Origin of the sequence: Thalassobaculum sp., assembly GCF_040219615.1 — a bacterium.
Lineage (GTDB): Bacteria > Pseudomonadota > Alphaproteobacteria > Thalassobaculales > Thalassobaculaceae > Thalassobaculum_A.
In genome coordinates this window covers 112739-138075 of sequence record NZ_JAVJSE010000038.1, presented here as the reverse complement: position 1 = coordinate 138075, position 25337 = coordinate 112739, and the positions used below count along the sequence as shown (strand labels likewise).

Genomic DNA, 25337 nt, shown 5'->3' with positions numbered 1-25337 from the left:
CGCCGGAAGAGACCCAGCGACAGCGAGGAAACCGACACTTGGCGAACTCCGACAACCTGCAGCCCCTGGTCTCGGCGAACCTGTCCGCCCTCGCCTTCGAGCGGCTGGAGCAGGCGATCATGACCGGCGAGCTCAAGCCCGGCGAGCGGCTGAGCGAGACCACGCTGGCGAAGCGCTACGGCATCAGCCGCGGCCCGCTGCGCGAGGCTATCGGCCGGCTCGAGGGCCGCAACCTGGTCGAGCGCGTGGCCAACCAGGGGGCGCGGGTCATCTCGCTGCAGAACGACCAGCTGATCGACCTGATGGTGATCCGCGAGAGCCTGGAGGGCATGGCCTGCCGGCTGGCGGCCACCCGCATCAAGCCGGCCGAGCTGAAGAAGCTGCAGCGGATGCTGGAACAGCACGCCGAGGACGAGGCGGTGATCAGCGGCCGCGGCTATTTCCAGGGCGGCGGCGACCTCGACTTCCACTACCGGATCGTGCGCGCCAGCGGCAACGACCGGTTGGTGCAGATGCTCGACGAGGAGCTGTATTCGCTGCTGCGGCTGTACCGCCAGCGTCTGAGCACCCGGCCCGGCCGGCCGGCCCAGGCGCTGGAGGAGCACCGTCGTGTGCTGGCGGCGCTGGAGGCCCGCGACCCGGACGCCGCCGAGGCCGCCATGCGCGCCCACATCCAGAGCAGCCGCGCCAGCCTGGAGCGCCACATGGCGGACAGCGCGTCGGCCACCGGCGAGGCCGCGGTCGAGGTGGCGTGAGGCGGAGCCCTGCCCCCTGTCCTTCGTGGCGCGCCGTTGCACGGCGCGCACCTCAGGACGACAGGGTAGAATGAAAGCGGCAGCCGCCCCATCTCTGTCGCCCTGAGGTGCCCTGAGCGAAGCGAAGGGCCACGAAGGGCCTGGTGGGGCTAGGCTCGGAACCCGACGTCTCACCTGCCCGCGTCCGGCCAGTCGTTCACCGGGATGTCGACGTCCAGCAGCGGGGCGTGCTGCTGGCAACCGTAGACGTCGGTGTCGCCCAGGTCGCCGGCCGGGATCGCGCGCGGGATGGTCGCCTTGAAGGCCAGGCCGGCCGGGTAGGGGGTGAACAGCACCTCGTCCTCCGGCACGCCGTACAGCCGGGCGATCAGCGCCGGGCCGAGCACGCCGGTCGCCGCCACCGCGTCGTACTGGGCGCGGGTCTCGAACACCACGTCGACGGTGAGTTGGAACGGCCCGGCGTTCTTGCTCTTGCAGACCTTGGCGATGTCCCGGATCGCGGCCATCACAGGTCCTCGTAGGTGATCGGGAACGGCGCCAGCGGGTCGTCGACGGTCATGGTCTGGAACACCGAGAACCGGTAGACCGGCCCGGCCGCGATGTCGGACGGCGAGTACGGGAACGCCATGTTGCCCTCGCGGCAGAGCCGGCCCGGGAAGTCGGTATGCAGCATGGTGACCCGGGCCAGCGCCAGCACCGCGTCGGCGGTGTCCTGGTCGGGCGCCACCACCTCGATCACGAAGCCGACCTCGTGCGGCCGGGCGTCGCGCACCGGCTCGGCCGCGCCCATGACCCCGTCGATGCCGTAGCGCCGCACCATCAGCCGGTAGCCGTCCTCCGCGATGCCGAGCGCCGCCGCCTTGGTCGCGACCGCCTCGCGGACCCGCGCCAGGAAGTCGTCGAGGGTGGCGACCAGCAGCGGGTCGCGGGTGCCGCAGACCGTGATCGCCCGGTAGCCGGCCAGTTCGGCGCCCTCCAGCTTCACGGTGTAGGGCTGCGGGTCCCAGGTCATGCCGGACACCCGCACGGCGCGGTCGGAGACCGCCTCGAACCGGCAGTCGGTGGTGTCGAGGATGCCGCCCGGCTCGACGTGGATGCAGGGGCTGGGGTTCTCGTGCAGGCTGTGGTTGGCGACCGAGGACGGCGTGCAGCGCCGCTCCGCCGCCGCCGGCTCCAGCACCACGCCGTCGCGGTCGACGTCGACCAGCAGGCAGTCATGGCCCTTCGGCACCGCCGGGGTGGCGCCGCATTCCAGCATCTTGCCGGCGTACCAGGCCGGCGCGGCGGGCAGGCCGGCGCGCATCGCCATCGCCGCCCAGGGCGCGGGGTCGCTCGAGCGGCCGGCCAGCACCACGTCGGCGCCGCCGTCGAGGGCGGCCGCGAACGGCTCGGCCCCCATCATCGCGACGACCCGCTCGGACCGGCCGATCGCCGCCGGGTCGGGCGCCGGGCCGCCGGTCAGCCGGGCCATCCGGCCGTCGCCGTGGGCGCGGACCAGCGCTGCCTTGTCCTGCTCGGCCTCGATGGTGGCGAGCCGGAACCGCAGGCCGAAGTCGCGGGCGAGCCCGCGGACGATACCGGCGACCGCCTCGAGATGCGGCGTGCCGCCCGCGCCCCCGCAGGTGCCGATCACCAGCGGGACGTGGTGCCGGCGGGCGGCCAGCAGCATCAGCTGCAGGTCGCGGCGCATGGCGCGGGCCGAGTTCAGGGTCTTGCCGGAGCCCAGATAGTGCGGCCCGGGATCGGTGCTGCCGCCGTCGACGCCGAGCATATGGACCCCGCGCCGCATCCCGGACTCGAGCGAGCTCTCGGGAAAGCCGTAGCCGAGTATCCCGCTGGTCGACAGCATCCGGCAGGCCTTGCTGGCGGTGGCCACCCTGTTCCTTTCCCGCACGTCGCGGATTGCATCGGTGATCCGGGGATCGTCCATCGTGGATTCCGAAACTGTCAACAGTTGACTGAAATGGCGGGCGTCGTTTAATGCCGGGGCGGCCCGCGTCGCCGGCGGCGAGGGACGGACATCGAGGCAGGAGGACAGCATGGCGGAGGACAACCCCGCGGCCTTGCGGCCGAAGGACCGGCGTCGGCGCCTTCGGGCCATGGTCGAGGAACGCCGGGCCCTGCTGGTGCCGGGGGCCGCCAACGCGCTGACCGCCAGGGTGATCGAGGACGCCGGCTTCGATGCGCTGTACGTCACCGGCGCCGGGCTGGCGAACACCCTGCTGGGCGTGCCCGACATCGGGCTGGTGACGCTTACCGAGCTGGTGCAGACGGTCGAGGCGATCGGCGAGATCTCGTCGCTGCCGATGGTGGTCGACATCGACACCGGCTTCGGCAACGCCATCAACACCCGCCGCACGGTGCGCCTGCTGGAGCGCGCCGGCGCCTGCGGCCTGCAGCTCGAGGACCAGGTGTTCCCGAAGAAATGCGGGCATTTCGACGGCAAGGGCGTGATCCCGGTCGGCGAGATGGTCTCAAAGGTCAAGGCCGCGGTCGATTCCCGCGACGACGAGAACCTGCTGATCATGGCGCGCACCGACGCCCGCGCCATCGAGGGCATGGACGCCGCGATCGAGCGTGCCCAGCGCTACATCGAGGCGGGAGCCGACCTGACCTTCGTCGAGGCGCCGGTCTCGGTCGAGGAGATGCGAACGATCACCCGCAGCCTGGCGGTGCCGCAGGTCGCCAACATGGTGGTCGGCGGGCGCACGCCGCTGCTGCCGCAGGCCGAACTGGCGGAGATCGGATTCGCGCTGGTGCTGTACGCCAACACGCCGCTGCAGGCCGCCATGCGGGCGATGAGCGAGGTGCTGGGCGCCCTCCGGCGCGACGGCGGCCTGGACGCGGTGCGCGACCGGCTGGCTGATTTCGGCGAGCGCCAGCGCCTGGTCGACAAGGCGACCTACGACGCGCTGGAGAAGCGATATGCCGTCGAGTGACACCGGCAGCCTGCGCTACCAGCTTTCCGGCGATGCCCTGGTGGTGGCGCCGGGCATCTACGACGCGCTGTCCGCCCTGATCGCCAGCCAGGCCGGGTTCGGCGCCCTCTACCTGTCCGGCGCGTCGATCGCCTACACGCGCTACGGCTCGCCGGACATCGGCCTGCTCGGCATGACCGAGGTCGCCGAGACCCTGACCGCGATCTGCGACCGGGTGGCGACCCCGGTGATCGTCGACGGCGACACCGGCTTCGGCAACGCCCTGAACGTCATCCGCACGGTCCGGACCTTCGAGCGCTGCGGTGCGGCGGCGATCCAGCTCGAGGACCAGGCGATGCCGAAGCGCTGCGGCCACCTGGCCGGCAAGACCCTGGTGCCGGCCGCCGAGATGGCGGGTAAGGTCAAGGCGGCGGTCGACGCCCGCAAGTGCGAGGACTTCCTGATCGTCGCCCGCACCGACGCGATCGCGGTCGAGGGCTACGCCGCCGCGCTCGACCGCGCCGGGCTGTACCTGGAGGCGGGCGCCGACGTGCTGTTCGTCGAGGCGCCGCGCGACCGTGGCGAGATGGACGGCATCGTCGCCCGGTTCGGCGACAAGGTGCCGCTGCTGGCCAACATGGTGGAGGGCGGCCGGACCCCGCTGCTCGACGCCGCCGCGCTTCAGGCGATCGGCTACCGGCTGGCGATCTTCCCGGGCGGCACGGTGCGGGCACTGTCCCGGCTGCTCGCCGAATACTACGGCAGTCTGCGCGAGCACGGTGGCACAGGGCCGTTCCTGGACCGCATGAACCTGTTCGACGGCCTGAACGAGATCATCGGCACGCCCGGCTACCTGGCGCGCGGCAGGCAGTATGACGGCTCGAATTTCGGAGGCGACGCGTGACCGAGACCACCGCCATCGACCCGGTCACCCTGGCGGTGCTGAAGGGCCGCCTGGAGCAGATCGCCGACGAGATGGACGCAACCCTGTTCCGCAGCGCCTTCAACCCGATCATCGCCGAGGCCCACGACGCCTCGCACGGGCTGTACGACCCGAAGACCGGCGAGACCCTGGTGCAGGGCAAGTCCGGCCTGCCGATCTTCGTCGGCGCCATGGCGTTCGCCGTGAAGGCGGTGATCGAGAAGGCGGCGCGTGACGGCGACCTCGCCGACGGCGACGTCTACATCTTCAACGACCCCTATGACGGCGGCACCCACCTGTCGGACTTCAAGCTGGTCCGCCCATACTTCCGCGACGGCCGGCTGTTCTGCTACCTGGCCTCGGTCGGCCACTGGCACGACGTCGGCGGCAACGTGCCGGGCAACTACAACCCGGTCGCCACCGAGTGCTTCCAGGAAGGCATGCTGATCCCGCCGGTGAAGCTGTACGTGAAGGGCGAGTTCCGGCCCGACATCGTCGATATCCTGCGTGCCAACTCGCGGCTACCGGGCAGCCTGTACGGCGACCTGAACGGCCAGGTCAACGCCCTCGACCTCGGCATCCGCCGGCTCGACCGGCTGCTGGACGAATACGGCGCGACGACCGTCGGCCAGGCCATGGGCGAACTGCGGGCCCGGGCGGCCAGGCTGATGCGCGCCCATATCGCCGAGCTGCCGGACGGCACCTGGTCCTGCGACGACTGGCTCGACAACGACGGCGCGGTCGACGAGCCGCTGCGGGTCGGCCTGGACATCGTGGTCGCCGGCGACGAGATGACCCTGGACTTCTCGCGCACCGCGCCGGCCTGCCTGGGGCCGGTCAACATCTCCCGCTCGACCGCCATCGCCGCCTGCTACGTCGCCCTCAAGCACGTGTTCCGAGACGTGCCGGCGAATGCCGGGGTGCTGGAGCCGATTCGCTTCGTGATCCCCGACGGCTCGCTGATGGCGGCGACCGCGCCGAAGCCGGTCGGCGGCTATACCGAAACCATCCTGCGGATGATCGACGTGGTGTTCGGCGCCCTGCAGCACTGCGCGCCCGAGCGGGTCAACGGCTGCGCCTACGGCACCATCAACGCGCTGTCGCTGGCCGGCCACCGCCGGGACGGGCGGCGCTGGGTGATGTTCTCGTTCTTCGGCGGTGGCCATGGCGGCCATCCGGAGGGCGACGGCCTGAACCACGGCAACGCGCCGATCTCGACCGCCACGATCCCGCCCATGGAGATCCTGGAGGCGGCCTATCCGGTGATGTTCACCCAGTGGGCGCTGCGCCCGGACAGCGGCGGCCCCGGCCGCAGCCGCGGCGGGCTGGGTGCCATCTACGAGATCGAGCTGCTGGAGGAGAACGCCGACGTGTTCCTGTTCGGCGAGCGCGGCAGGTACGCGCCGCAGGGCGTGGTTGGCGGCGCGCCGGCCGCCCTCAACCGTTTCATCTATCAGCAGGACGACGGCGAGCACACGCCGCCCATGGCCTCCAAGATGGTTGGGATCAGGATCAGGCGCGGCCAGCGGGTCCGGCTGGAGACGCCCGGCGGCGGCGGCTACGGCCCGGCCCGCGAACGCGATTCTGCCAAGGTCGCCGAGGACGTGCGCCTCGGCTATGTCAGCCGCGCGGCGGCGGAGGCCGGCTACGGCGTGGCGCTGACCGCCGACGGCGCGGTCGACGAGGGCCGGACGGCCGAGTTGCGGACCCGGATGGCCTGAACGATGACCGCGAAACCCTCCTACGTGATCGGCGTCGACGTCGGCGGCACCTTCACCGACCTGTTCTTCGTCGACGAGGCGACCGGCACCCTCGACGTCGCCAAGGTGCCGTCGACCCGCGGCAACGAGGCGGCGGGGTTCCTCGACGGGATCGGCCGCAAGCTCGACGACCTCGGGAGGATCGCCACGGTGGTGCACGGCACCACGGTCGGCACCAACGCCCTGCTGGAGCGCAAGGGTGCCAGGACCGGCGTCATCACCACCGCCGGCTTCCGCGACGTGCTGGAGATGCGCCGCCGCGACCGGCCGAAGACCTGGGGCCTGTGGGGCAGCTTCACCCCGGTGGTGCCGCGCGACCTGCGCCTGGAGGTGGCCGAGCGCACGCTCGCCGACGGCACCGTGCACACCGCCGTCGACCCCGAGGAGGTGCGCCGTGCCGCGCTGGCGCTGCGCGACGCCGGGGCCCGGGCGGTCAGCGTGTTCTTCGTCAACAGCTACGCCAACCCGGCGAACGAGCGGGTGGCGGCCGAGGCGGTGCGCGCGGTCTGGCCGAACGCCCACGTCACCGTCAGCCACGAGATCCTGCCGGAGATCCGCGAGTTCGAGCGGGCCTCGACCACCGCACTGAACGCCTACCTGCAGCCGGTGGTCGGCGACTACCTGGAGAAGCTGGGCGCCGACCTCGCGGCCGGCGGCTTCGGCGGCGAGTTCCTGATCGTGCAGTCGAACGGCGGGGTGATGAGCGTCGCCGAGGCCCGGCGCCGGCCGGTGCGCACCGCCCTGTCCGGCCCGGCGGCCGGGGTGATCGCGGCGGCCTACATCGCCGACAGCGCCGGCTTCCCGAACATCATCACCTGCGACATGGGCGGCACCAGCTTCGACGTCTCGCTGGTGGCCGGTGGCGCCGGCATGCTGTCGCCGCAGACCACCATCGACTTCGGCATGGTGATCCGCACGCCGATGATCGAGATCACCACCATCGGCGCCGGCGGCGGCTCGATCGCCTGGGTCGATCCAGGCGGGCTGCTGCAGATCGGCCCGGAGAGCGCCGGTTCGGTCCCGGGCCCGGTGTGCTACGGCCAGGGCAACGACCGCCCGACCGTCACCGACGCCAATGTGGTGCTGGGGCGGATCAACGCCGACCGGCCGATCGGCGGCAAGCTGGCCCGGCTGGACGTCGAGGCCGCGAAGGCGGCGATCCGGGCTCACGTGGGCGAGCCGCTCGGGCTCGACGACATGGCCGCCGCCGAGGCGATCGTGCGGGTCGCCAACTCGCGGATGGCCGGCGCGGTCCGGCTGATCTCGATCGAGCGCGGCTACAACCCGCGCGACTTCGCTGCCATGCCGTTCGGCGGCGGCGGCGCCCTGCACGCCGGTGCGCTGATCAAGGAGGTCGGGCTGGCCAGCGCTCTGGTGCCGCGGTTCCCGGGCGTGACCTCGGCGCTCGGCTGCGTGATCGCCGACATGCGCCACGACCAGGTGCGCACCGTCAACGCGCTGCTCGACGGCCTCGACCTCGCCGCGCTCGACGGCACCCTGGCCGAGATGGCCGGCGAGGGCCTGGCGCTGCTCGACCGGGCCGGGGTGTCGTTCGAGGGCACGATGGTGAAGTTCGAGGCCGACATGCTGTATCTCGGCCAGACCCACACGGTGGCGGTGCCGCTGGACCTGACCCTGGTCGACGGCCGGACCGGGGTTTCCCGCGACGGCATGCGCGCCGCCTTCGACGCCGCCTATCGCGAGGCCTACGGCCGGCTGCTGGAGGGCGTGCCGGTGCGGGTGCTGAACGTCCGGGTGTCGGCGATCGGCGCGCGGCCGAAGTTCGACCTGGCGCTGCTGGCGCCGAAGGCCGGCCTGACGGTCGAGGCGGCCCGGACCGGGACCCGCCCGGTCTATGTCGAGGGCGCCTGGCACGACGCGGCGGTCTATGCCCGCCTGGAGCTGCCGGTGGGTGCTACGGTCCCGGGGCCGGCGGTGCTGGAGCAGCCGGACGCCACGGTGTTCGTCGAGCCCGACCTGCAGGCCGCGGTCGACCGCTTCGGCAACCTCGTCGTCACCCGCAAGGAGAGCTGACCATGCACGCCCTGGATCCCGCGCGCACGGCGTTGCTGCTGGGCGACATGCAGAACGACTTCATCCATCCGGACGGCGCCTATGCGCGCGGCGGCGCGGTGGCCGAGGCGATCGCCGCCCTGCCGGCCCGGCTGAAGCCGGTGGCCGACGCCATGCGGGCGGCCGGCGGCTGGATCGTGTCGACCCACTTCACCCTGGTGCCGGCCAGGGGCGGCGAGCCGATGATCTCGCCGCATCTCAAGCGGCTGCGGCCGTTCCTGCGCAAGGGCGACTTCGCGCCCGGCAGCTTCGGCCACGCCCTGATCGACGAGCTGGCGCCGGCCGACCTGCAGGTCGAGAAGGTGGCCTATTCGGCGTTCTACATGAGCCGGCTGGAATGGGTGCTGCGCAAGGCCGGCATCGACACCCTGGTGGTCGCCGGGATCGTGACCAACGGCGGCGTCGAGTCGACGGTCCGCGACGCCCATGTCCGCGACCTGCACACGGTCGTGCTGTCCGACGGCTGCGCGGCGTTCAAGCCGGCGATCCACGAGGTCGCCATGGGCTCGATCGCCACGGTCTCCGAGACCGCGACCTGCGCCGAGGTGACGGCGATGCTGGCGGGAGCCCGCTGATGGCGGTGCTGCCGGCCGACGTGGCGTTCGACGTCTCCGTCCCGCTGGTGATCGTCGGGGCCGGGGCGTGCGGGCTGACGGCGGCGCTGGCGGCGCACGAGCAGGGGGCCGGGGTGCTGGTGCTGGAGCGCGATTCCGTGCCGCGCGGCTCGACCGCCATGTCGTCGGGCATGATCCCGGCCGCCGGCACCCGGTTCCAGGCCGAGCACGGGGTCGAGGACAGCCCCGAATTGTTCGCCCGCGACATCATGGCTAAGAACCACGACGCCGCCGACCAGGCGGTGGTGGCGGCGGTGACCGCGGCCTCGGGCGCGACCGTCGAGTGGCTGGCCGACCGCTGGCGGGTGCCGCTGTCGCTGGTCACCGGCTTCCTGTATCCCGGCCATTCGGTGATGCGGATGCACGCCCCGCCGAGCCGGACCGGGGCCGAGCTGATCGGCGCGCTGTCGCGGGCCGTCGAGGAGGCCGGCGTCGACATGGTCACCGAGGCCCGGGTGACCGACCTGTTCGCCGGGCCGGATGGCCGGATCGAAGGGCTCGCCTACGGCCGGCCCGACGGCACGGTCGAGCGGGTCGGCTGCGACCGCCTGGTCCTGGCCTGCAACGGCTATGGCGGGAACCCCGAGATGGTCCGCCGCTTCATCCCGGAGATGGCGGGCGCGCGCTACCACGGCCATGCCGGCAATGTCGGCGACGCGGTGACCTGGGGCGAGGCGCTGGGCGCCCAGCTCGCCGACATGGGGGCCTATCAGGGCCATGGCTCGCTGGCCGAGCCGCACGCCATCCTGATCACCTGGGCGCTGATGATGGAGGGCGGCATCCAGGTGAACGCCGAGGGCCGGCGGTTCTCCAACGAGCATCTGGGATACTCCGAGCAGGCGGCGGCGGTGATCGCCCAGCCGGGTGCCGTCGCCTGGAACGTCTACGACGCCCGCCTGCATGCGCTCGGCCGCGACTTCGACGACTACCGCGAGGCCGAGGCGGCGGGCGCCGTGCGCAGCGGCGCCACGGTGGCCGAGCTGGCGGCCGCGACCGGCCTGCCGGCCGAGGCATTGGCCGCGTCGCTGGAACAGGCCGCCCGCGGCGTCGCCGGCGAGACCGACCCGTTCGGGCGCGACTTCACCGGGAAGCCGGGCCTGCAGGCGCCGTACTACGCGGTCAAGGTGACCGGCGCGTTGTTCCATACCCAGGGCGGGCTGGCGGTCGACCCGGACGGCCGGGTGCTGCGGGCCGACGGACGGCGGATGCCGAACCTGTATGCCGGCGGCGGCGCGGCCCGCGGGCTGTCGGGCAGCGCCGGCTTCGGCTACCTGTCGGGCAACGGCCTGCTGTCGGCGGCGGTGCTGGGGCGGATCTGCGGGACGGTGGCGTCGCGGCCGTAGCCGGCGAGCCTCTCAGAAGCTCGCGAGGCCGGCGTAGAGATCGCTGTCGTCGGCGTCGAGCCGGGACAGCACCCGCCGGGTGACCTGCTCGCCATGCCACTCGACCAGGGTGACCGAGGCCGGCACGGGGCCGAGACGGTCGAGCGCCCGCTCTGCGGCCCGCATCGCATCCGGCGAGACCCGGCCGGGGTCGTAGTTCAGCGAGGCGTCGCGGTCGCGCACCTCCAGCTGTACCCAGCCGTGCCGGCTGCGGGCGATCGCCGCCCACTGGGCGGCCGGAACCGGGCTGTCGGCCGGCTGCGGAGGCCGCGTGCCGTCCGGTGCGAACCAGGTGATGGTGACGAGCGAGATCATGGCGTCGGAACGGTAGCCGCCGAAGTGTTGACGAACCGTTACCGACGCCAGGGGGCCGGCGAAGCCGGACCGGCTTCGCCTGAATGTCGTCACGACGGGGAAGGATGGTGGGCGCGGCTGGGATTGAACCAGCGACCCCTACGGTGTGAACGTAGTGCTCTCCCGCTGAGCTACGCGCCCGCCCAGGGAGACCGGTTTCTACGGTCGGGGGGCGGGCTTGTCAACGGCCGATGCCGCCGCCAGTCCGAGAAGTTCGAGCAGGTCGTCCAGGCGGTCGATCCGGGCGTCCACGTCGATCTCGGCGAGCGGCCTGCGGGCGTAGCCGTAGGTGACCAGGACCGCCCCGGTGCCGGCGGACCGGGCGACCGCCGCGTCGTGCTCGTTGTCGCCGACCATGACCGCGCGGCCGGCCGCCACGCCGATCAGTTCCAGGGTGCCGAGCAGGTGGCCGGCGTCCGGCTTGCGGACCGGGAAGCGGTCGCCCCCGGCAGCGGCGTCGACCAGGTCGGCGAGGCCGAGCACGCCGAGCACCGACCCGGTCGCGTGCTGCGGCTTGTTGGTGCAGACCGCGATCCGAAGCCCGGCCCGGCGCAGCGCCGTCAGGGTCTCCGGCACGCTCGGGTACACGGTGGTGGCGGCGGTCGGGTCGGACTCGTAATGCGCGATGAACCGGGTGGTGAGATCGGTCAGGGCCTCGCCGCCGGCCGCCGTCCCGGTCGCCGCCATCGCGCGCTCGACCAGCACCCGGGCGCCGTCGCCGATGAAGCTGCGGACCTCCGCCATCGACAGCGCCCGGCGGCTCTCCTCGGCCAGCAGCCGGTTGGCGGCGCGGCCCAGGTCCTCGGCGCTGTCGATCAGGGTGCCGTCCAGGTCGAACACGACGGCGTCCACCGGGCGGCCGGCGAAGCGGGCGGGCGAGGGCATGTCGGGGCGGCTCCGGGAGGGGTGGGCGAGCCGCAGTGTCGGCGAGCCTCTGCCGGTCCGCAAGGGCGTGGTTCGCAGGCGTGATCCGGGGGCGTGATCCGGGGGCGTGGTCCGGGGGCGTGGTCCGGGGGCGTGGTTCGGGGGCTCGGCTCTACCGGGGTTTGCGTTTGGCGGCGGCCGGCAACAGTCCCGCGTTCGACTTCCCGCGACGTTCGCCGCGGTCGATCGGCGGCCCCTTCGGACGCTTGCCTTCGGCGGCTGCATCGCAGCTCTTCTCGAGCACCGGGAAGTCGAACTTGCAGGTCCGGCGGAGTTCTGCCGCCTTGGATCGCTCGCCGAGTTCGCGGAGCGCGAGTATCCGGTGCGGCAGCAGCGACGGACTCGGGCCGACGACCCGCTCGGCCTCGTCGATCAGGTCGAGCACGGACTGCCATCTTCCACGTTCCTGCTCGACATCGAGGCGCCACTCGTACACGGCGAGCGGCACTTCCGCGCCTTCCGAGGCGTATTTGAGATTGAGCAGCGCATTGTCGAGCTGCTTCTGTTCGCGCCGGATCTCGAAAAACACCAGGCGGGGGAAGGCGTGGCTCTTGGTGACCCCGCTGACCGCTTCGCGGATCAGCTTGAGGGCGCGATTCTCCTCGCCGGCCTTGAAGGCCGACATCGCCTGCTCCGACAGGATGTATTTCTGATTGACCTCCGACAGCGGGTGCGAGGGCTGTTCGGTCCACGACAGCGGCCGCGGCGCGTCCTCCGGCGGGTTCGGATGGAACTTCTCGATGTATTTCAGAACCGTCTCGATCCGCTCGTCGGCCGGGTAGTGGTCGCTGCCGATCTCGCCGACCGCCTTGGCGACGCCCTTGCTGATCTCGGAGAACAGCGAGGCTTCGGCATCGTTGGAGGGTGTCACGCCGAAGGCCTCCAGGCTCTTCAGCCCCAGGTCGCCGCCGCCTTCGGCGGCCGCAGCGCGCAGCGCCTCCTCGTAGCGCCCGATCTCCAGCAGTACATCCTCGGCGTAGTACGGGTTGTAGCCGGCAGCGACCATCATATCGATCCCGAGACGGTCGGCGGTGTCCTCCTGCTCGCGCCCCCAGGCCGGGTGAATCACGACATTGGACAGGTCGAACAACACCGCGCCGACCTGGTTGGCCTTCTGCAGGCGCTCGTCCATCTCGCCGCCGGCCCGTCCGGCACCCAGGCGCTGCAGCTCGCCCGACACCTCCTTGAGGGTCTCGATGCTGGCCAGCATTCCGTGCTGGGACTTCACGAACCAGTCGCTCTCGTGGTGCCTCAGCAGGAAATGCGACAGCTCATGCGCCAGCAGGAAGGCCAACTCGTCCTCGAAGCGCAGGTTGGTGGCCATGCCGATGTTCACGTAGATGCCGCCGTCGGGGGTGGTCACGGCACTGAACGTCCGGTCGGCATGCAGGTAGACCTTCGCCGCCAGGTCGCCGAAGCCGTTGGCGACCATGATCCGGCGCAGCACGGCATTCATCTGCTCCTCGCTCACCGGCTCGGCGAGCAGTCCGTAGCCGCGCGACCGCTCCAAAGTCAGCGACATGGCACGCTGCGCCACCAGCGCGCCGTAGCCGTCGGTGGGCCGCTCGAACCTTTCGATGGCCGGCTTGCTCGAACTGAACCAGTCATCGAGGAAGGTTCCACTCTTGGACGAGCCCTCGCTCGGCGCCGGGCGTGTCTCGATCGCCTCGTCGCCGGGTCCGGCGACGGCGACGGGCGGGGCGGCGAGGGCCAGCAGCAGGGCGACCGTCAGGGCGGCCGAACCCGGAACGCGGGGTCGGGATGGGGCCATGGTATCCTCCGGCGTTCGACGCGCGACCGTCAGTTCTTGCAGCTGCCGCCGATGCCGCGGCTCGCACCGGTGCTCACCCCGGCCAGCTTCTGCGAGCAGTCGGTGGCGTAGTCGGTCGGGCGATCGAGGCGGATCTGGCCGCGCTTCACCCAATACTCCTTACCGGAGTAGTTGATCTTCAGGGCATCTGGGCTGTGATCGACGACCTCGATTTTTCCAATGTTGGCCGTCGCCTCGGACCGGCTGAGCTTGCCGGCTTCCACGCCGAGCCCGGCGTCCTCGTAGAGCTCGATGCCGCTGCCCCGGACCCCCACGACTTTCGGCATTTCCGCATGGCCGTCCGGTGCGAACGCGACGACCGTCAGGATAGCCATCGCCAGACAAAGGATTCGCAACATGTCCCCCAACTCCCCCGAGCCGTCATGGGTGCGACCAATGCGAGTGCAGCACATGTGCAATATCTGATCAAGGCAGGAGGGGAGGCCTGCCGCCGACGCTCAGGTCCATGGTTTCGCGATACATTGCCCAGAGCATCAGGCGGTCGACTCCCGGCAGGACTACCGGCGCGCCGACGAGCGCGAAACTTGTAAACGCGTCACCCCATCCGCCGGGGTCGATGCGGCCCGCGACCAACGCCGAAGCGATGGCCGCCGCAATCGTCGAGCAGACGAGGAACAACAGGAGCAAGGACCAGAAGCCCGCCTCTCCAGGGGCGGCCAGGGCGAGAGGGCCATGCGGCAGGGTCGTTGAATGTTGCCCGTACCGCCTGCGGGCCTTCGACTCGAAGTGCAGCGAGTAGAGGCCTACCGATATGACGAGAAAGAGAACCCCGGCGAGGCGCGAGATGCCGACCTTCTCGAGCTCGGCTCTGACGCCCGGAGAGTCGGCAAGCCATTCCGGCCAGTGTGGCTCCTTGAAGTAGACATTGCCGTCGAGCAGGTTCTGCAGCGCCTGGGCGTGAACCAGAACGCTCGGTTGACGCGGCGCGAGCGGCGTATCCCGAAAGTCGCCGGAGGCCAGCAGGCCCGAGCCGACCATGACGATCCGACAGGACAGGAATTCCCACATGCGCCGCTTCTCGACCTCCTTGGCCGGGTCGGCATCGACCGGCTGCAGCCTGTTGCAACGCGCTGGATCGGCGGGGGGCGGCTCCTCGAATACGACCGAGTCGGCCGGGATGACCGGCGGTGCGGCCAGAGCCTTCTGTGCCAGTTCTCGATTGAACAACCAGGCGTGGAGAAGCTCGCAGACCGAGCTGGCGAGATCGACCGCAGACTCCCTGAAACCTTCTGATCGGAGGCTGTTCTGGAACTCCAGGCACCAGACGCTGTGCGGGTCGATGTCGCCGAAGTAGGTTTCGGTCGCGGGATGAACGCTGCGGTACCAGTGCAATCCAAATCGTTCCGCGGACCCGGTCATGACTCCGTCCAGGAGGCGGTCGCGGCTCCACATCTCGCGTCGCACGTCGGGCCACAGGTCGGACCAAAGATCGTAGTAGATCGCGACGGCGACGCTGTTGCCGCCACCGACCGAGATCGGGTAGTGGCGGACCACGGGTTCCGGCGAGATCGTGGCGGGGACGAACCGGACGACCGGTTGCTCCGACGGTTCCGGGGTGGGGGGCGTCGGCTGCAGGGCGTTTCGTCCGGCCTCGGGCAGGTCTGAAACGTAGACTGGAATTTTCGCGTCGGCGGCCGCCTGCAACGCCTCTTTCAGGTATCCGAAGCCCTCGTCCTCGCGTTTGTCCAGGAAGGCGAAATCCAGGAAGATCGCTCGCGGCCGGAAATCGATCAGGGTGTACAACAACTCGGCATGGGCTCCGTATTCGATCGGCCATGCCCGTTGGGCCAATCCATGTCTGACGAATTGCTGCGTGGCGCTTTCGGTCCACAATACCACGGTGACGTCACCGTCCCTCGGTTGCTCCGGATCCGATGCAACGAACCGCATGATTGCGTCATGGACGGCGTCGTTCGACGCCGAACTGAGGCCCGCGATGTCGGTCGTGCTCAACGCCAGCCATAGCGTGAGCACCAGCGAGAGCCGGTAGATCGTGCGCCGCGCCGGCGTCTTCAGGAGCCAACGGAGCAGTTCGGCAATCGAGTTGCGGCGCGGGCGATGCCGGACGACCGACCACACGACCGCTCCGTGATCTTCCTGCTGTCCCTGCATCGCGCCTCCCGCCCGAACTGCAATCATAGCGATCCAAGTTCGGTGCGGAAGCACCGGATCGTGGTCGACGCCGAAGGGTGCCCTCGTCATCGTTCGTCGCAAAACGTGACTTCGTTCCGACTCAATGGCATGGCATTCATCCTTCGATGACTGTCGAGACCGTGAGGAGCACCCCGCGATGACCGATCGCCTTGCCGCCGTCGTGCTGGCCGCCGGCATGGGGACGCGCATGAAGTCGGAGCTGCCGAAGGTCCTGCATCCGGTCGCCGGCAAGCCGATGATCGACTGGGTACTGGACGCCGCCGGCTCGATCGGCGCCGACCCGGTGGTGGTGGTCACGGCCCCGGGACAGGACGCCGTGCGCAAGGCGGTCGCCGGGCGCGCCGCATCGGCGGTGCAGGAGCAGCCGCTCGGGACCGGCGACGCCGTGAAGCCGGCGCGCCAGGCCCTGGCGCCGATGACCGACGGCACCGTCATCGTGCTGTATGGCGACACCCCGATGATAACCGCCGCGACCTTGAGCCGGATGGTCGAGGCGCGGCGCGGGCCCGACGCCCCGGCGGTGGTCGTGCTGGGCTTCGAGCCGGCCGATCCGGCGCTGTACGGCCGGCTGGTGCTGGGTGCCGACCACAGCTTGGAGCGGATCGTCGAGGCCCGCGATGCCGGGCCGGTGGAGCGCGAGATCCGGCTGTGCAACGGTGGCGTCATGGCGATCGACGCGGCGGTGCTGTTCGGGATGCTAGACGCCATCGGCAATGCCAACGTCAAGGGCGAGTACTATCTGACCGACATCGTCGGCATCGCCCGCGAGCGCGATCGGCGCTGCGCCGTGGTCACCTGCAGCCCGATCGAGACCATGGGCGTCGACAGCCGTGCCGGCCTGGCCGCCGCCGAGGCCGCCATGCAGGCGCGCCTGCGCGCCGCCGCCATGGACGACGGCGTCACCCTGGTCGCCCCGGAGACCGTGTTCCTGTGCCACGACACCCGGCTGGGGCGCGACGTGACGGTGCACCCGCACGTCGTGTTCGGCCCCGGCGTGACGGTGGCCGACGGGGTCGAGATCCGCAGCTTCAGCCACCTGGAGGGTGCCACCGTGGCGACCGGCGCGATCGTCGGCCCGTACGCCCGGCTGCGGCCCGGCGCCGACATCGGTGCCGGCGCCCATATCGGCAACTTCGTCGAGATCAAGAATGCGACGGTCGGGCCGGGCGCCAAGGCCAACCACCTGACCTATGTCGGCGACGCCCGGGTCGGGGCCGGCGCCAACCTCGGCGCCGGGACCATCACCTGCAACTACGACGGTTTCGCCAAGCACCGCACCGACATCGGCGCCGGCGCCTTCATCGGCTCCAACAGCGCGCTGGTCGCGCCGGTGGCGATCGGCGACGGTGCCATCGTCGGCGCCGGGTCGACCGTCACCCGCGACGTCCCGGCCGACGCCCTCGCGGTGGTCCGCGGCGAGGACAGGATCGTGCCGGGCGGTGCCGCCCGGTTCCGGTCGCGACGCGCCAATCCGGGGAAGGACTGAGCCATGTGCGGCATCGTCGGCGCTCTCACCGATCGGCCGGTCGCGCCGCTGATGCTCGACGCCCTGCGGCGGCTCGAGTATCGGGGCTACGACTCGGCCGGCCTCGCCACCATCGTCGACGGCGCCCTGCAGCGCCGCCGGGCCGCCGGCAAGCTGTCGGAGCTGGAGGGCGTGCTGGCGGCCGAGCCGCTGCCCGGCACCTCCGGGGTCGGCCACACCCGCTGGGCGACCCACGGGCCGCCGACCGTCGACAACGCTCACCCGCATGTCGCCGGCCGCGTCGCGGTGGTGCACAACGGCATCATCGAGAACCATGCCGAGCTGAAGGCCGAACTGAAGGCCGAGGGCGTGGTGTTCACCAGCGACACCGATACCGAGGTGGTCGCCCATCTGCTCGATCGCGCAATCCGGGCCGGCCAGACCCCGCAGGCGGCGATGGCGGCGTTGATGCCGCGGCTGGCCGGGGCCTTCGCCTTCGTGGTGCTGGTGGCCGGCGAGGACGACCTGCTGCTGGCGGCCCGGCGGGCCTCGCCGCTGGCCCTCGGAATCGGCGACGGCGAGTGCTTCGTCGGCTCCGACGCGGTGGCCCTGGCGCCGTTGACCCGCCGCATCGTGTATCTCGAGGACGGCGACTGGGCGGTGGTGCGGCGCGCCGGCGTGCAGGTGTTCCGCGACGCCGGAGTCCCGGTCGAGCGGCCCGAGCAGGTGTCGACGGTCAGCGCCGCCATGGTCGGCAAGGGCAACTACCGGCACTTCATGGAGAAGGAGATCCACGAGCAGCCGGAGGCGATCGCCCACACCCTGCACGCGGTCCTGGACCCCGGCACCGGGGCGGCGACCATCCCGTCGCCGCTCGACGCCGACCACGTCCCGAAGATCACCATCGTCGCCGCCGGCACCAGCTACTACGCCGGGCTGGCGGCGCGTTACTGGCTGGAATCCCTCGCGGGCATCGCCACCGAGGTCGAGCTGGCCAGCGAGTTCCGGGACCGCGATGCGGTGCTGCCGCCGGGCGGGGTGGCGATCGCGGTATCGCAATCGGGCGAGAGCCTGGACACCCTGATGGCGATCCGCCGGGCCAAGGCGCTCGGCCAGAAGACCCTGGCGATCGTCAACGTGCCGGAAAGCACCATCGCCCGGGAATCCGACGGGGTGCTGCTGACCCGGGCCGGGCCCGAGTTCGGGGTGGCGTCGACCAAGGCGACGACGGCGCAGCTCACGGCGTTCTGCGCGCTCGCCATCGCGCTGGGCCGCAAGCACGGCCGGCTGTCGGAGGAGCGGGCGAGCGCGCTGCGGATCGCGTTGACCGGCCTGCCGGGCCGGGTTGGCGAGGTCCTGCGGCAAGAGCACGAAGGCCAGTTCATGCGGATCGCCCACGACCTGGCGCGCGCCCGCGACGTGCTCTACCTCGGCCGTGGCCTGTCCTATCCGATCGCCCTCGAAGGTGCGCTGAAGCTCAAGGAGATCACCTACGTGCACGCCGAGGGCTATGCCGCGGGCGAGATGAAGCACGGTCCGATCGCCCTGATCGACGAGCATATGCCGGTGGTGATCGTCGCCCCGACCGACGGCTGGTTCGAGAAGACCGCCTCGAACGTCGCCGAGGTGCGGGCGCGCGGCGGCCGGGTGATCCTGCTGACCGACGCCGCCGGCGCCGAGCGCCTGCGCGAGAGCAACGACCATGTGATCGTGCTGCCGACCGTCGACCCGGTGGTGGCGCCGATCCTGTACACCGTGCCGGTGCAGTTGCTGGCCTACTACGCGGCGGTCGAGAAGGGCACCGACGCCGACCAGCCGCGCAACCTGGCGAAGAGCGTGACGGTCGAATGAGCCGGGCGGGGTGACCGCATGACGGCGTACGGGGACGACGCGACGGCGCTGTTCGAGCGCTACCGCACGCCGGCGCCGCCCGAGACCACCGACGGCGACCGCAGCCTGGCCGCCGCCGCCGAACGCCGGCGGGTCGCCGTGTCCCCGGACGGCATCGAGGTCGAGTCCTATCTGTGGCGGCCGGAGACGGCGTCGGAACGGCCGCCGGTGCTGCTGGTGCACGGCTGGGCATCGCGGGCGACCCACCTCGCAGGCATCGTGCGGGCGCTGAACCGGGCCGGCCGGGCCTGCCTCGGTTTCGACGCGCCGGCCCATGGCGAGAGCCCCGGCACCGCCACCAGCATGCCGCAGGTGATCCGGTCGATGCGCGCGGTCGTGGCGGCGCATGGTCCGGTCGACGCGGTGGTCGGGCATTCCTTCGGCGGCATGGCAGCCGGCCTCGCCTTCGCCGAGCGGCCGGAGCCTGGGGTGCCGCTGTCGGCCGGTGCCCTGGCGCTGGTCGCGGCACCCAGCCGCATCGACAGCATGACCCTGCGGTTCCTGCGCGGCGAAGGGCTGCCGGACGACCGGCTGGCCGGCCTGCACCGGGTGCTGCGGGACGACTTCGGCTACGACGCCGCCGACTTCGACCTGGTGCGTGTCGCCGACCGGCTGCCGGCGCGGCTGCTGATCGCCCACGACGCAGGCGATCCGGAAATGCCGATCGCCGACGCCGAGCGGCTGGCCGCGGCACGGCCGGACGCCGAGTTCCTGCGGACCGAACGTTTCGGCCATCTCCGGATCCTGTTCGCGAAGCCGGTGCTGGCGGCGGTCGTCGACCTGATCGGTTCCTGAGCTCGACTTTGGCCAATTTCGCGCAGCACGTGCCGTACCGGTGGGCGCCGGGCCTTCACTCCCGCGACGTCATCCCGGACCGACGCGCCGGAGGTGCGGCGGAGCCGGGACCCACCCGTCGCTTCTGCCGCGGCCACCGCCATCATCGGCCGTTCCGTGGGTCCCGGCTCCGTGCCGCCGTCGGCGGCCCGGTCCGGGATGACGTCAAAGGGGGGAGGCGTTGCCGGCGGCAAGGCGGAGTGCGGCGATTCTCACAAAGTCGAGCTGACGCGCGCCGCTGCAGTTCCCGGCCTGCGGCGACGCGGGTGATGGACGCTCCGCCCCGGGCGCACCATGTTCGGAGTGCCGGCACTTCGCCGGTGTCTCGAAGGAGGGAACGATGCGGATCGTCCTCGCTCTGTTGTCGGTTGCGGTCGTGCTGGCCGCGGCGGGCCCCGCCTCCGCGTCCAAGCGCGACGAGGCCGAAGCGGCGGTGCAGGCCCAGCTGGCGCGGCTCAAGGTCGACCCGGCCCGGATCAAGTCGATCTACCTGGCACCGGTCGGGTATTCCCAGGACGCCCCGGTGCAGAGCTACACCGGCTGGATCTCGTTCACCGACTGCCGCGGCAACCTGGTGATCGACCTGAGCCAGACCAACGCGGTCCGGACGATCTACACCACCGGTGCCTGCACGGTGCCGGGCGTCGACTGAACCGCAGGGTCGCGGGCCATCAGGTGCTGGTCGCGGTGGACGCCGGCGTATTTGAGCGCCCGCGGTACCGTCCCGACCACCTTGAAGCCGAGGGTCTCGTAAAGGCGGATGGCCGGGAGGTTGTCGGTCAGAACGTGCAGGTCGACCGCCTCGGCCCGTGACGCCGCTTCCTCGAGGGCGGCGGCGACCAGGCCCCGCCCGATCCCGCCGCCGCGCAACTCGTCGCGGAGATACACGCCCCACAGATAGGCCCGGTGCCGGGTGTTCGCCGCCGCCGGCAGCATCCAGCCGGCCATGCCCACCGGATCGCCGGCGAGCCGGGCGACGTAGACCCCGAGATCGGGGTTCTCCAGCCGCCCGCGCCACCAGGATTCCGGCTGCTCGACCTCCTGGTGCAGGCCGGTGCCGAACACATGCGGCGACCGCTCCAGCGACTCCAAGCGGACGGCGCGGAACACGGCCCAGGCCTCGGGGTCGAGCCTGACGATCTCGGGAACGGTCACGGCGGGATGCCCTTCCAAACCAACGCTCGGCGGCTATTGTAGGCGGATCGACCGTGCCCGGGCGACCGCATCCTTCCCTCCGGCCCGGCACGCCGCCAGCCATTGGAAGCCTGCCATGAGCGACCCCGTCGTCGACCATCTGCTCGCCCGCCACGACGCCATCCTGGAAGACCTGAAGACCCTGCTGCGGATGCCGAGCGTCAGCGCCGACCCGACCTTCGCCGAGGGCATGGCGGACGCCCGCCGGTTTCTGCTGGACCGGCTGACGGCGATCGGCATGGAGAACGTGCAACTGCTGGACGGCGGCGGCCAGCCGGCGGTGTACGGCGACTGGCTGCACGCGCCGGGCAGGCCGACCCTGCTGGTCTACGGTCATTATGACGTGCAGCCGCCGGATCCGCTGGACGCCTGGACCACGCCGCCGTTCGAGCCGACCGTGCGCGACGGCAAGCTGTACGCCCGCGGCGCATCGGACGTGAAGGGCTCGACCATGATCGCGATCGAGGCGGTGGCGGCGCTGCTGGCGGTCGAGGGGCGCTGCCCGGTCAACGTGAAGTTCTTCCTGGAGGGCGAGGAGGAGACCGGCAGCCCGAGCCTGCGGCCGCTGATCGAGCGGTACCGCGACCTGCTGGCGGCCGACGGCGTGCTGTCCGCCGACGGCGGCCGCGCCAGCCGCGAGCTGCCGACCGTCAACACCGGGGCGCGCGGCTCCAACGGCCTGGAGTTCAGCCTGCGGACCGCGTCCGGCGACCTGCATTCCGGGCGCTACGGCGGGGCGGTGCGCAACGCCCTGCACGAGATGGCGGCGCTGGTCGCCACCCTGCACGACCGCGACGGCCGGGTGGCGGTCGCCGGCTTCGACAGCGACGCCGCAGAGCTCACCGATCGCCAGCGCGCCGACGTCGCGGCCTTTCCGTTCGACGAGACGGCGTTCTTGGCGGAGGCCGGGGCGGCCGCCCACGGAGATCCGGCCTACGCGATGCGCGAACGCATCACGCTCCGGCCCTGCCTGGACGTCAACGGCATGTGGGGCGGCTACCTGGGGATCGGATCGAAGACCATCATCCCGGCCGAGGCGCATGCCAAGCTGACGGTGCGGATCGTCGCCGGCCAGGACGCCCGCCGGGTGATCGACGCGGTGGTGGCGCATCTGAAGGCGCACTGCCCGCAGGGCGTGGAACTGTCGTTCGGGCGGATCGGCGACGGCTCGCCGGCCTCGACCCTGGCGCCGGGGCATCCGCTGGTGCTGGCCGCCGAGCGCGTGCTGCAGGCCGAGACCGGCCGGCGCCCGATCCCGGTCCGGCTCGGCGCCAGCGTGCCGATCACCGCGATCTTCAAGGAGACGATGGGGATCGACACCCTGATGTTCGGCTTCAACCTGCCGGACGAGCCGGTGCACGCACCGAACGAGTTCTTCCGGATCGAGTCGATCGCAATGGGGCTGCGCGCCTGGCCGGCGATCCTGCGCGAACTCGGCGGTTTCGTGCCGGCGGCTTTCCGGGCGGATACCTGAAACGCCGCCGCCGCCCCTTTCAAACAGCGTCTCCGAACCTATAGTACGGCCAACCAGACAAACCGACCGATCCGGAGGACATCATGGATCTCGCGAGCCGCCTGAAGGACCCGAGCCTGTTCCGTCAGCAGGCCTATGTGGACGGCGCCTGGGTCGACGCCGACGGTCGCGGCACGGTCGACGTCGACGACCCGGCGACCGGCCGCAAGCTCGGCACCGTGCCCGACATGGGGGCGGCCGAGACCCGGCGCGCCATCGAGGCCGCGAACCGGGCCTGGCCGGAATGGCGGGCCAAGACCGGCAAGGAGCGCGCGGCGATCCTGCGCCGGTGGTTCGACCTGATGATGGCGAACCAGGACGACCTCGGTGCCATCATGACCGCCGAGCAGGGCAAGCCGCTGGCCGAGGCCAAGGGCGAGATCGCCTACGGCGCGTCCTTCGTCGAGTGGTTCGCCGAGGAGGCCAAGCGGGTCTACGGCGACATCATCCCGAACCATGCGCCCGGCAAGCGGATCCTGGTGCTCAAGCAGCCGGTCGGCGTGGTCGGCTCGATCACGCCCTGGAACTTCCCGAACGCCATGATCACCCGCAAATGCGCGCCGGCGCTCGCGGTCGGCTGCCCGGTGGTGATCAAGCCGGCGAAGATGACGCCGTACTCGGCGCTGGCGCTGGCCGAGCTGGCCGAGCGCGCCGGCTTCCCGAAGGGCGTGTTCAACGTGGTGATCGGCAAGAGCGCCAGCGCCATCGGCACCGAGCTGGCGACCAACCCGATCGTCCGCAAGATCGGCTTCACCGGCTCGACCCCGATCGGCAAGCAGCTGATGGCGCAGGCCGCCGGCACCGTGAAGAAGATCAGCCTGGAGCTCGGCGGCAACGCGCCGATGATCATCTTCGACGACGCCGACATCGACGCCGCCGTGCAGGGCACGATCCTGTCGAAGTTCCGCAACGCCGGCCAGACCTGCGTCTGCGCGAACCGGATCTTCGTGCAGGACGGCGTCTACGACGCGTTCTCAGAGGCGCTCTCTGCGGCGGTCGCGAAGATGAAGCAGGGCGGCGGCTTCGAGGACGGCGTGGTGCTCGGCCCGCTGATCGAGGGCGCGGCCGTCGACAAGGTCGAGGAGCATGTGCAGGACGCCGTCGCCAAGGGCGCCAAGGTCGCCTATGGCGGCCAGCGCCTGACCGACATGGGAGCCAACTTCTACAAGCCGACGGTCCTGACCGGCGCCACGCCCGACATGAAGATCTTCCGCGAGGAGACCTTCGGCCCGGTGGCGCCGCTGTTCCGCTTCAAGGACGAGGCCGAGGTGATCCGGCAGGCCAACGACAGCGAGTACGGCCTGGCATCCTACTTCTACGCCCGCGACCTGGGGCGCGTGTGGCGGGTCGCCGAGGCGCTGGAATACGGCATGGTCGGCGTCAACGAGGGCGCGATCTCGACCGAGGTGGCGCCGTTCGGCGGCATGAAGGAATCCGGCCTCGGCCGCGAGGGCTCGAAATACGGCGCCGACGAGTTCGTCGAGCTGAAATACGTCCTGATGGGCGGCATCGGGGCGCCGTAAGCGCTCGGTTCCGCAACCGGTCAGCGCCGGGCGGTCAATGCCGCCCGGTACTGCTCGGCTGAGATCTCGCCGGCCAGGAAGCGCTCGCGCAGATCCGCCGCGCTAAGGCCGTCGAGCCTGCCCGGCCCGGGTCCGGCGACCGCCGGGACCGTCTGCGGGACGGCCCGTGGGGCGGCCGGTCCGGCCGACGCCGGCCGCGCACGGACCATGTCCTCGCTCACCACCGTGCCGGCCGACAGCCAGTCCACGCGGTCGCGGGTCAGATAGGGAGCGAAGTAGGCCGGTCCCTCGACCAGCGCCGCCGGCCTCACCGTCCGGATCGGCCAGCCGGCGAGGCCCAGACCCTGAACGTTGCGGCGGGCTGCGGTCTCGTCGACGAGGTGTTCGACGAACGGGCTGGTGAACACGCGGGTCCATTTCCCGTCGGTGTTGCCCCCGCCGCCGACGTCCCGGCGCTGGTCGAAGTATCGCTTCGCTCCGAACAGGAACTCGCCGAGATACGCCACCTCGCCGGCCCTAACCGTGAACCGGGGGGCCTCCGGGAGGACGGTGCCGTCGTCGGCGACGAACACGAGGGGGGAGCGCCCGCGCTTTCCGAAGCGTGCCTCCTCGGCCGACCGCTCGGCCAACGCTCCGCCGCCCAGGACGAGCAGCCCGATGAGGCCCGCGCCGCCCATCGCGGCGGCCTGCGGCCCGGCCTGGCGGAAGTCCGGATTGACGAACAGGCCGCCTTCCTGTGCCGGCACCATGGCGACGATCGCATAGTCGCCGGGCACGACGGCGTACGCGGCGTAGTTCTCGTCACGGGCCAGCATCCCGCCGAACTGGCGGTAGCTCACATGGTTGGCGGCCCCAGATCCCTCGACCGGAGCCTCGGGCCGTGCCGTGCCTGGGGTGAGCCGCCGTATATCGACTGTCCAGAAAATCGGCGGATCGATCGGGGCCCGCTCAATTCCGAACATGACCACGCCGCTGTTCCGGGAGACTGCTTGGCCGCCGCCGATCTGGGAAAGCTCGTTGTCGGCTCTCGTCTTCACGCAGCCGGCGAGCAGCAGCCCGACTGCCAGGATCGCCGTCGCCGTTCGCATCACTCTACCCCCCGTACTGTCCGGACCGGCCGTACCACCCCTGGTGGGGCCTGAGTGCCAGACTCCACCGACGGGTGCAACGCCCCGTTCGAGGGGCCGTCCGTTCCCCCGCGGCACGAGACCGTGAACGCCGCGCCGGTTTC

22 protein-coding genes and 1 tRNA gene are annotated in these 25337 nt (G+C 71.3%); 13 read left to right on the top strand and 10 right to left on the bottom strand.

Features of this window, described 5'->3' with window-relative positions; translation table 11 throughout:
- Positions 1 to 38: 38 nt before the first annotated feature.
- Positions 39 to 755, top strand: coding sequence for a GntR family transcriptional regulator (locus RIC31_RS19455; RefSeq protein ID WP_350111643.1), 717 nt, complete (start codon positions 39 to 41; stop codon positions 753 to 755).
- Positions 756 to 925: 170 nt separating this feature from the next.
- On the opposite strand, the gene RIC31_RS19450 is transcribed toward RIC31_RS19455, so the two are convergent.
- Both RIC31_RS19450 and RIC31_RS19445 read right to left on the bottom strand, forming a co-directional pair.
- Entirely contained in the window at positions 926 to 1261 is a 336-nt protein-coding gene (locus RIC31_RS19450) for a DUF4387 domain-containing protein (protein WP_350111641.1), read from the bottom strand.
- Positions 1261 to 2685, bottom strand: coding sequence for an acyclic terpene utilization AtuA family protein (locus tag RIC31_RS19445; RefSeq protein ID WP_350111639.1), 1425 nt, complete (start codon positions 2683 to 2685; stop codon positions 1261 to 1263). Before RIC31_RS19445 ends, RIC31_RS19450 begins: the two co-directional genes overlap by 1 nt.
- 109 nt (positions 2686 to 2794) lie before the next feature.
- Between RIC31_RS19445 and RIC31_RS19440 the strand changes: the two genes are divergently transcribed.
- Genes RIC31_RS19440 through RIC31_RS19415 form a run of 6 tightly spaced genes read left to right on the top strand, consistent with a single transcriptional unit; the run spans position 2795 to position 10385 of the window.
- On the top strand, positions 2795 to 3694 hold the full coding sequence (locus RIC31_RS19440; protein ID WP_350111637.1) for an isocitrate lyase/PEP mutase family protein: 900 nt from the start codon (positions 2795 to 2797) through the stop codon (positions 3692 to 3694).
- Complete coding sequence (locus RIC31_RS19435) at positions 3681 to 4577, top strand: isocitrate lyase/PEP mutase family protein (protein WP_350111635.1); 897 nt, start codon at positions 3681 to 3683, stop codon at positions 4575 to 4577. The genes RIC31_RS19440 and RIC31_RS19435 overlap by 14 nt, the downstream gene beginning before the upstream one ends.
- Positions 4574 to 6316, top strand: coding sequence for a hydantoinase B/oxoprolinase family protein (locus RIC31_RS19430; RefSeq protein WP_350111633.1), 1743 nt, complete (start codon positions 4574 to 4576; stop codon positions 6314 to 6316). The genes RIC31_RS19435 and RIC31_RS19430 overlap by 4 nt, the downstream gene beginning before the upstream one ends.
- A gap of 3 nt (positions 6317 to 6319) precedes the next feature.
- Positions 6320 to 8389 (top strand): hydantoinase/oxoprolinase family protein, encoded by a 2070-nt coding sequence (locus RIC31_RS19425; protein WP_350111632.1) that lies wholly within the window; start codon positions 6320 to 6322, stop codon positions 8387 to 8389.
- Between the two features lie 2 nt (positions 8390 to 8391).
- Positions 8392 to 9003, top strand: a complete 612-nt coding sequence (locus RIC31_RS19420; RefSeq protein WP_350111630.1) for a cysteine hydrolase family protein — start codon at positions 8392 to 8394, stop codon at positions 9001 to 9003.
- Positions 9003 to 10385 carry an FAD-dependent oxidoreductase gene (locus tag RIC31_RS19415; protein WP_350111628.1) on the top strand — a complete coding sequence of 461 codons (1383 nt, stop codon included), beginning with the start codon at positions 9003 to 9005 and terminating at the stop codon, positions 10383 to 10385. The genes RIC31_RS19420 and RIC31_RS19415 overlap by 1 nt, the downstream gene beginning before the upstream one ends.
- A gap of 12 nt (positions 10386 to 10397) precedes the next feature.
- Here RIC31_RS19415 and RIC31_RS19410 read toward each other — a convergent pair whose 3' ends face one another.
- The 6 genes from RIC31_RS19410 to RIC31_RS19385 form a co-directional block, all read right to left on the bottom strand.
- Positions 10398 to 10739, bottom strand: a complete 342-nt coding sequence (locus RIC31_RS19410) for a type 2 periplasmic-binding domain-containing protein (protein WP_350111626.1) — start codon at positions 10737 to 10739, stop codon at positions 10398 to 10400.
- A 105-nt stretch (positions 10740 to 10844) separates the two neighbouring features.
- A tRNA-Val gene (locus RIC31_RS19405) sits at positions 10845 to 10919 on the bottom strand.
- Positions 10920 to 10937: 18 nt separating this feature from the next.
- Complete coding sequence (gene gph / locus RIC31_RS19400) at positions 10938 to 11663, bottom strand: phosphoglycolate phosphatase (RefSeq protein ID WP_350111624.1); 726 nt, start codon at positions 11661 to 11663, stop codon at positions 10938 to 10940.
- A 151-nt stretch (positions 11664 to 11814) separates the two neighbouring features.
- On the bottom strand, positions 11815 to 13473 hold the full coding sequence (locus tag RIC31_RS19395) for a M48 family metalloprotease (protein WP_350111622.1): 1659 nt from the start codon (positions 13471 to 13473) through the stop codon (positions 11815 to 11817).
- A 29-nt stretch (positions 13474 to 13502) separates the two neighbouring features.
- Positions 13503 to 13871 (bottom strand): hypothetical protein, encoded by a 369-nt coding sequence (locus RIC31_RS19390; protein WP_350111620.1) that lies wholly within the window; start codon positions 13869 to 13871, stop codon positions 13503 to 13505.
- 67 nt (positions 13872 to 13938) lie between these two features.
- Complete coding sequence (locus tag RIC31_RS19385) at positions 13939 to 15645, bottom strand: CHASE2 domain-containing protein (protein ID WP_350111618.1); 1707 nt, start codon at positions 15643 to 15645, stop codon at positions 13939 to 13941.
- Positions 15646 to 15823: 178 nt separating this feature from the next.
- On the opposite strand from RIC31_RS19385, the gene glmU reads away from it, so the two are divergent.
- The 4 genes from glmU to RIC31_RS19365 all read left to right on the top strand — a co-directional run bounded on the left by glmU (position 15824) and on the right by RIC31_RS19365 (position 20528).
- The gene (glmU, locus tag RIC31_RS19380) at positions 15824 to 17173 is read left to right on the top strand and encodes a bifunctional UDP-N-acetylglucosamine diphosphorylase/glucosamine-1-phosphate N-acetyltransferase GlmU (protein WP_350111616.1); all 1350 of its coding nucleotides are present in this window, start codon (positions 15824 to 15826) and stop codon (positions 17171 to 17173) included.
- Positions 17174 to 17176: 3 nt separating this feature from the next.
- Positions 17177 to 19003, top strand: a complete 1827-nt coding sequence (gene glmS, locus RIC31_RS19375; protein WP_350111614.1) for a glutamine--fructose-6-phosphate transaminase (isomerizing) — start codon at positions 17177 to 17179, stop codon at positions 19001 to 19003.
- 18 nt (positions 19004 to 19021) lie between these two features.
- Complete coding sequence (locus RIC31_RS19370) at positions 19022 to 19837, top strand: alpha/beta hydrolase family protein (RefSeq protein ID WP_350111612.1); 816 nt, start codon at positions 19022 to 19024, stop codon at positions 19835 to 19837.
- Positions 19838 to 20216: 379 nt separating this feature from the next.
- A complete protein-coding gene (locus tag RIC31_RS19365) occupies positions 20217 to 20528 on the top strand; it encodes a hypothetical protein (RefSeq protein WP_350111610.1) in 312 nt (103 codons plus the stop codon).
- Here the strand turns inward: RIC31_RS19365 and RIC31_RS19360 are convergent.
- Positions 20489 to 21031: a GNAT family N-acetyltransferase gene (locus tag RIC31_RS19360; protein WP_350111608.1), complete on the bottom strand. Its 543-nt coding sequence runs from the start codon at positions 21029 to 21031 to the stop codon at positions 20489 to 20491. The two genes, RIC31_RS19365 and RIC31_RS19360, sit on opposite strands and share 40 nt — an antisense overlap.
- 115 nt (positions 21032 to 21146) lie before the next feature.
- Here RIC31_RS19360 and RIC31_RS19355 point away from each other — a divergent pair, with 115 nt between their 5' ends.
- Positions 21147 to 22544 carry a dipeptidase gene (locus tag RIC31_RS19355; protein WP_350111606.1) on the top strand — a complete coding sequence of 466 codons (1398 nt, stop codon included), beginning with the start codon at positions 21147 to 21149 and terminating at the stop codon, positions 22542 to 22544.
- Positions 22545 to 22627: 83 nt separating this feature from the next.
- Positions 22628 to 24106, top strand: a complete 1479-nt coding sequence (locus RIC31_RS19350) for an NAD-dependent succinate-semialdehyde dehydrogenase (RefSeq protein WP_350111604.1) — start codon at positions 22628 to 22630, stop codon at positions 24104 to 24106.
- A 20-nt stretch (positions 24107 to 24126) separates the two neighbouring features.
- On the opposite strand, the gene RIC31_RS19345 is transcribed toward RIC31_RS19350, so the two are convergent.
- Positions 24127 to 25194 carry a hypothetical protein gene (locus RIC31_RS19345; RefSeq protein WP_350111602.1) on the bottom strand — a complete coding sequence of 356 codons (1068 nt, stop codon included), beginning with the start codon at positions 25192 to 25194 and terminating at the stop codon, positions 24127 to 24129.
- Positions 25195 to 25337: the final 143 nt, after the last annotated feature.

Coding starts and splice junctions, on each gene's coding strand:
- RIC31_RS19350 (WP_350111604.1), top strand. CDS start 22,628: ATGGATCTCGCGAGCCGCCTGAAGGACCCGAGCCTGTTCCGTCAGCAG.
- glmU (WP_350111616.1), top strand. CDS start 15,824: ATGACCGATCGCCTTGCCGCCGTCGTGCTGGCCGCCGGCATGGGGACG.
- RIC31_RS19415 (WP_350111628.1), top strand. CDS start 9,003: ATGGCGGTGCTGCCGGCCGACGTGGCGTTCGACGTCTCCGTCCCGCTG.
- RIC31_RS19420 (WP_350111630.1), top strand. CDS start 8,392: ATGCACGCCCTGGATCCCGCGCGCACGGCGTTGCTGCTGGGCGACATG.
- RIC31_RS19435 (WP_350111635.1), top strand. CDS start 3,681: ATGCCGTCGAGTGACACCGGCAGCCTGCGCTACCAGCTTTCCGGCGAT.
- RIC31_RS19440 (WP_350111637.1), top strand. CDS start 2,795: ATGGCGGAGGACAACCCCGCGGCCTTGCGGCCGAAGGACCGGCGTCGG.
- RIC31_RS19410 (WP_350111626.1), bottom strand. CDS start 10,739: ATGATCTCGCTCGTCACCATCACCTGGTTCGCACCGGACGGCACGCGG.
- RIC31_RS19395 (WP_350111622.1), bottom strand. CDS start 13,473: ATGGCCCCATCCCGACCCCGCGTTCCGGGTTCGGCCGCCCTGACGGTC.
- RIC31_RS19370 (WP_350111612.1), top strand. CDS start 19,022: ATGACGGCGTACGGGGACGACGCGACGGCGCTGTTCGAGCGCTACCGC.
- RIC31_RS19345 (WP_350111602.1), bottom strand. CDS start 25,194: ATGCGAACGGCGACGGCGATCCTGGCAGTCGGGCTGCTGCTCGCCGGC.
- glmS (WP_350111614.1), top strand. CDS start 17,177: ATGTGCGGCATCGTCGGCGCTCTCACCGATCGGCCGGTCGCGCCGCTG.
- gph (WP_350111624.1), bottom strand. CDS start 11,663: ATGCCCTCGCCCGCCCGCTTCGCCGGCCGCCCGGTGGACGCCGTCGTG.
- RIC31_RS19445 (WP_350111639.1), bottom strand. CDS start 2,685: ATGGACGATCCCCGGATCACCGATGCAATCCGCGACGTGCGGGAAAGG.
- RIC31_RS19385 (WP_350111618.1), bottom strand. CDS start 15,645: ATGCAGGGACAGCAGGAAGATCACGGAGCGGTCGTGTGGTCGGTCGTC.
- RIC31_RS19425 (WP_350111632.1), top strand. CDS start 6,320: ATGACCGCGAAACCCTCCTACGTGATCGGCGTCGACGTCGGCGGCACC.
- RIC31_RS19365 (WP_350111610.1), top strand. CDS start 20,217: ATGCGGATCGTCCTCGCTCTGTTGTCGGTTGCGGTCGTGCTGGCCGCG.
- RIC31_RS19390 (WP_350111620.1), bottom strand. CDS start 13,871: ATGTTGCGAATCCTTTGTCTGGCGATGGCTATCCTGACGGTCGTCGCG.
- RIC31_RS19355 (WP_350111606.1), top strand. CDS start 21,147: ATGAGCGACCCCGTCGTCGACCATCTGCTCGCCCGCCACGACGCCATC.
- RIC31_RS19450 (WP_350111641.1), bottom strand. CDS start 1,261: ATGGCCGCGATCCGGGACATCGCCAAGGTCTGCAAGAGCAAGAACGCC.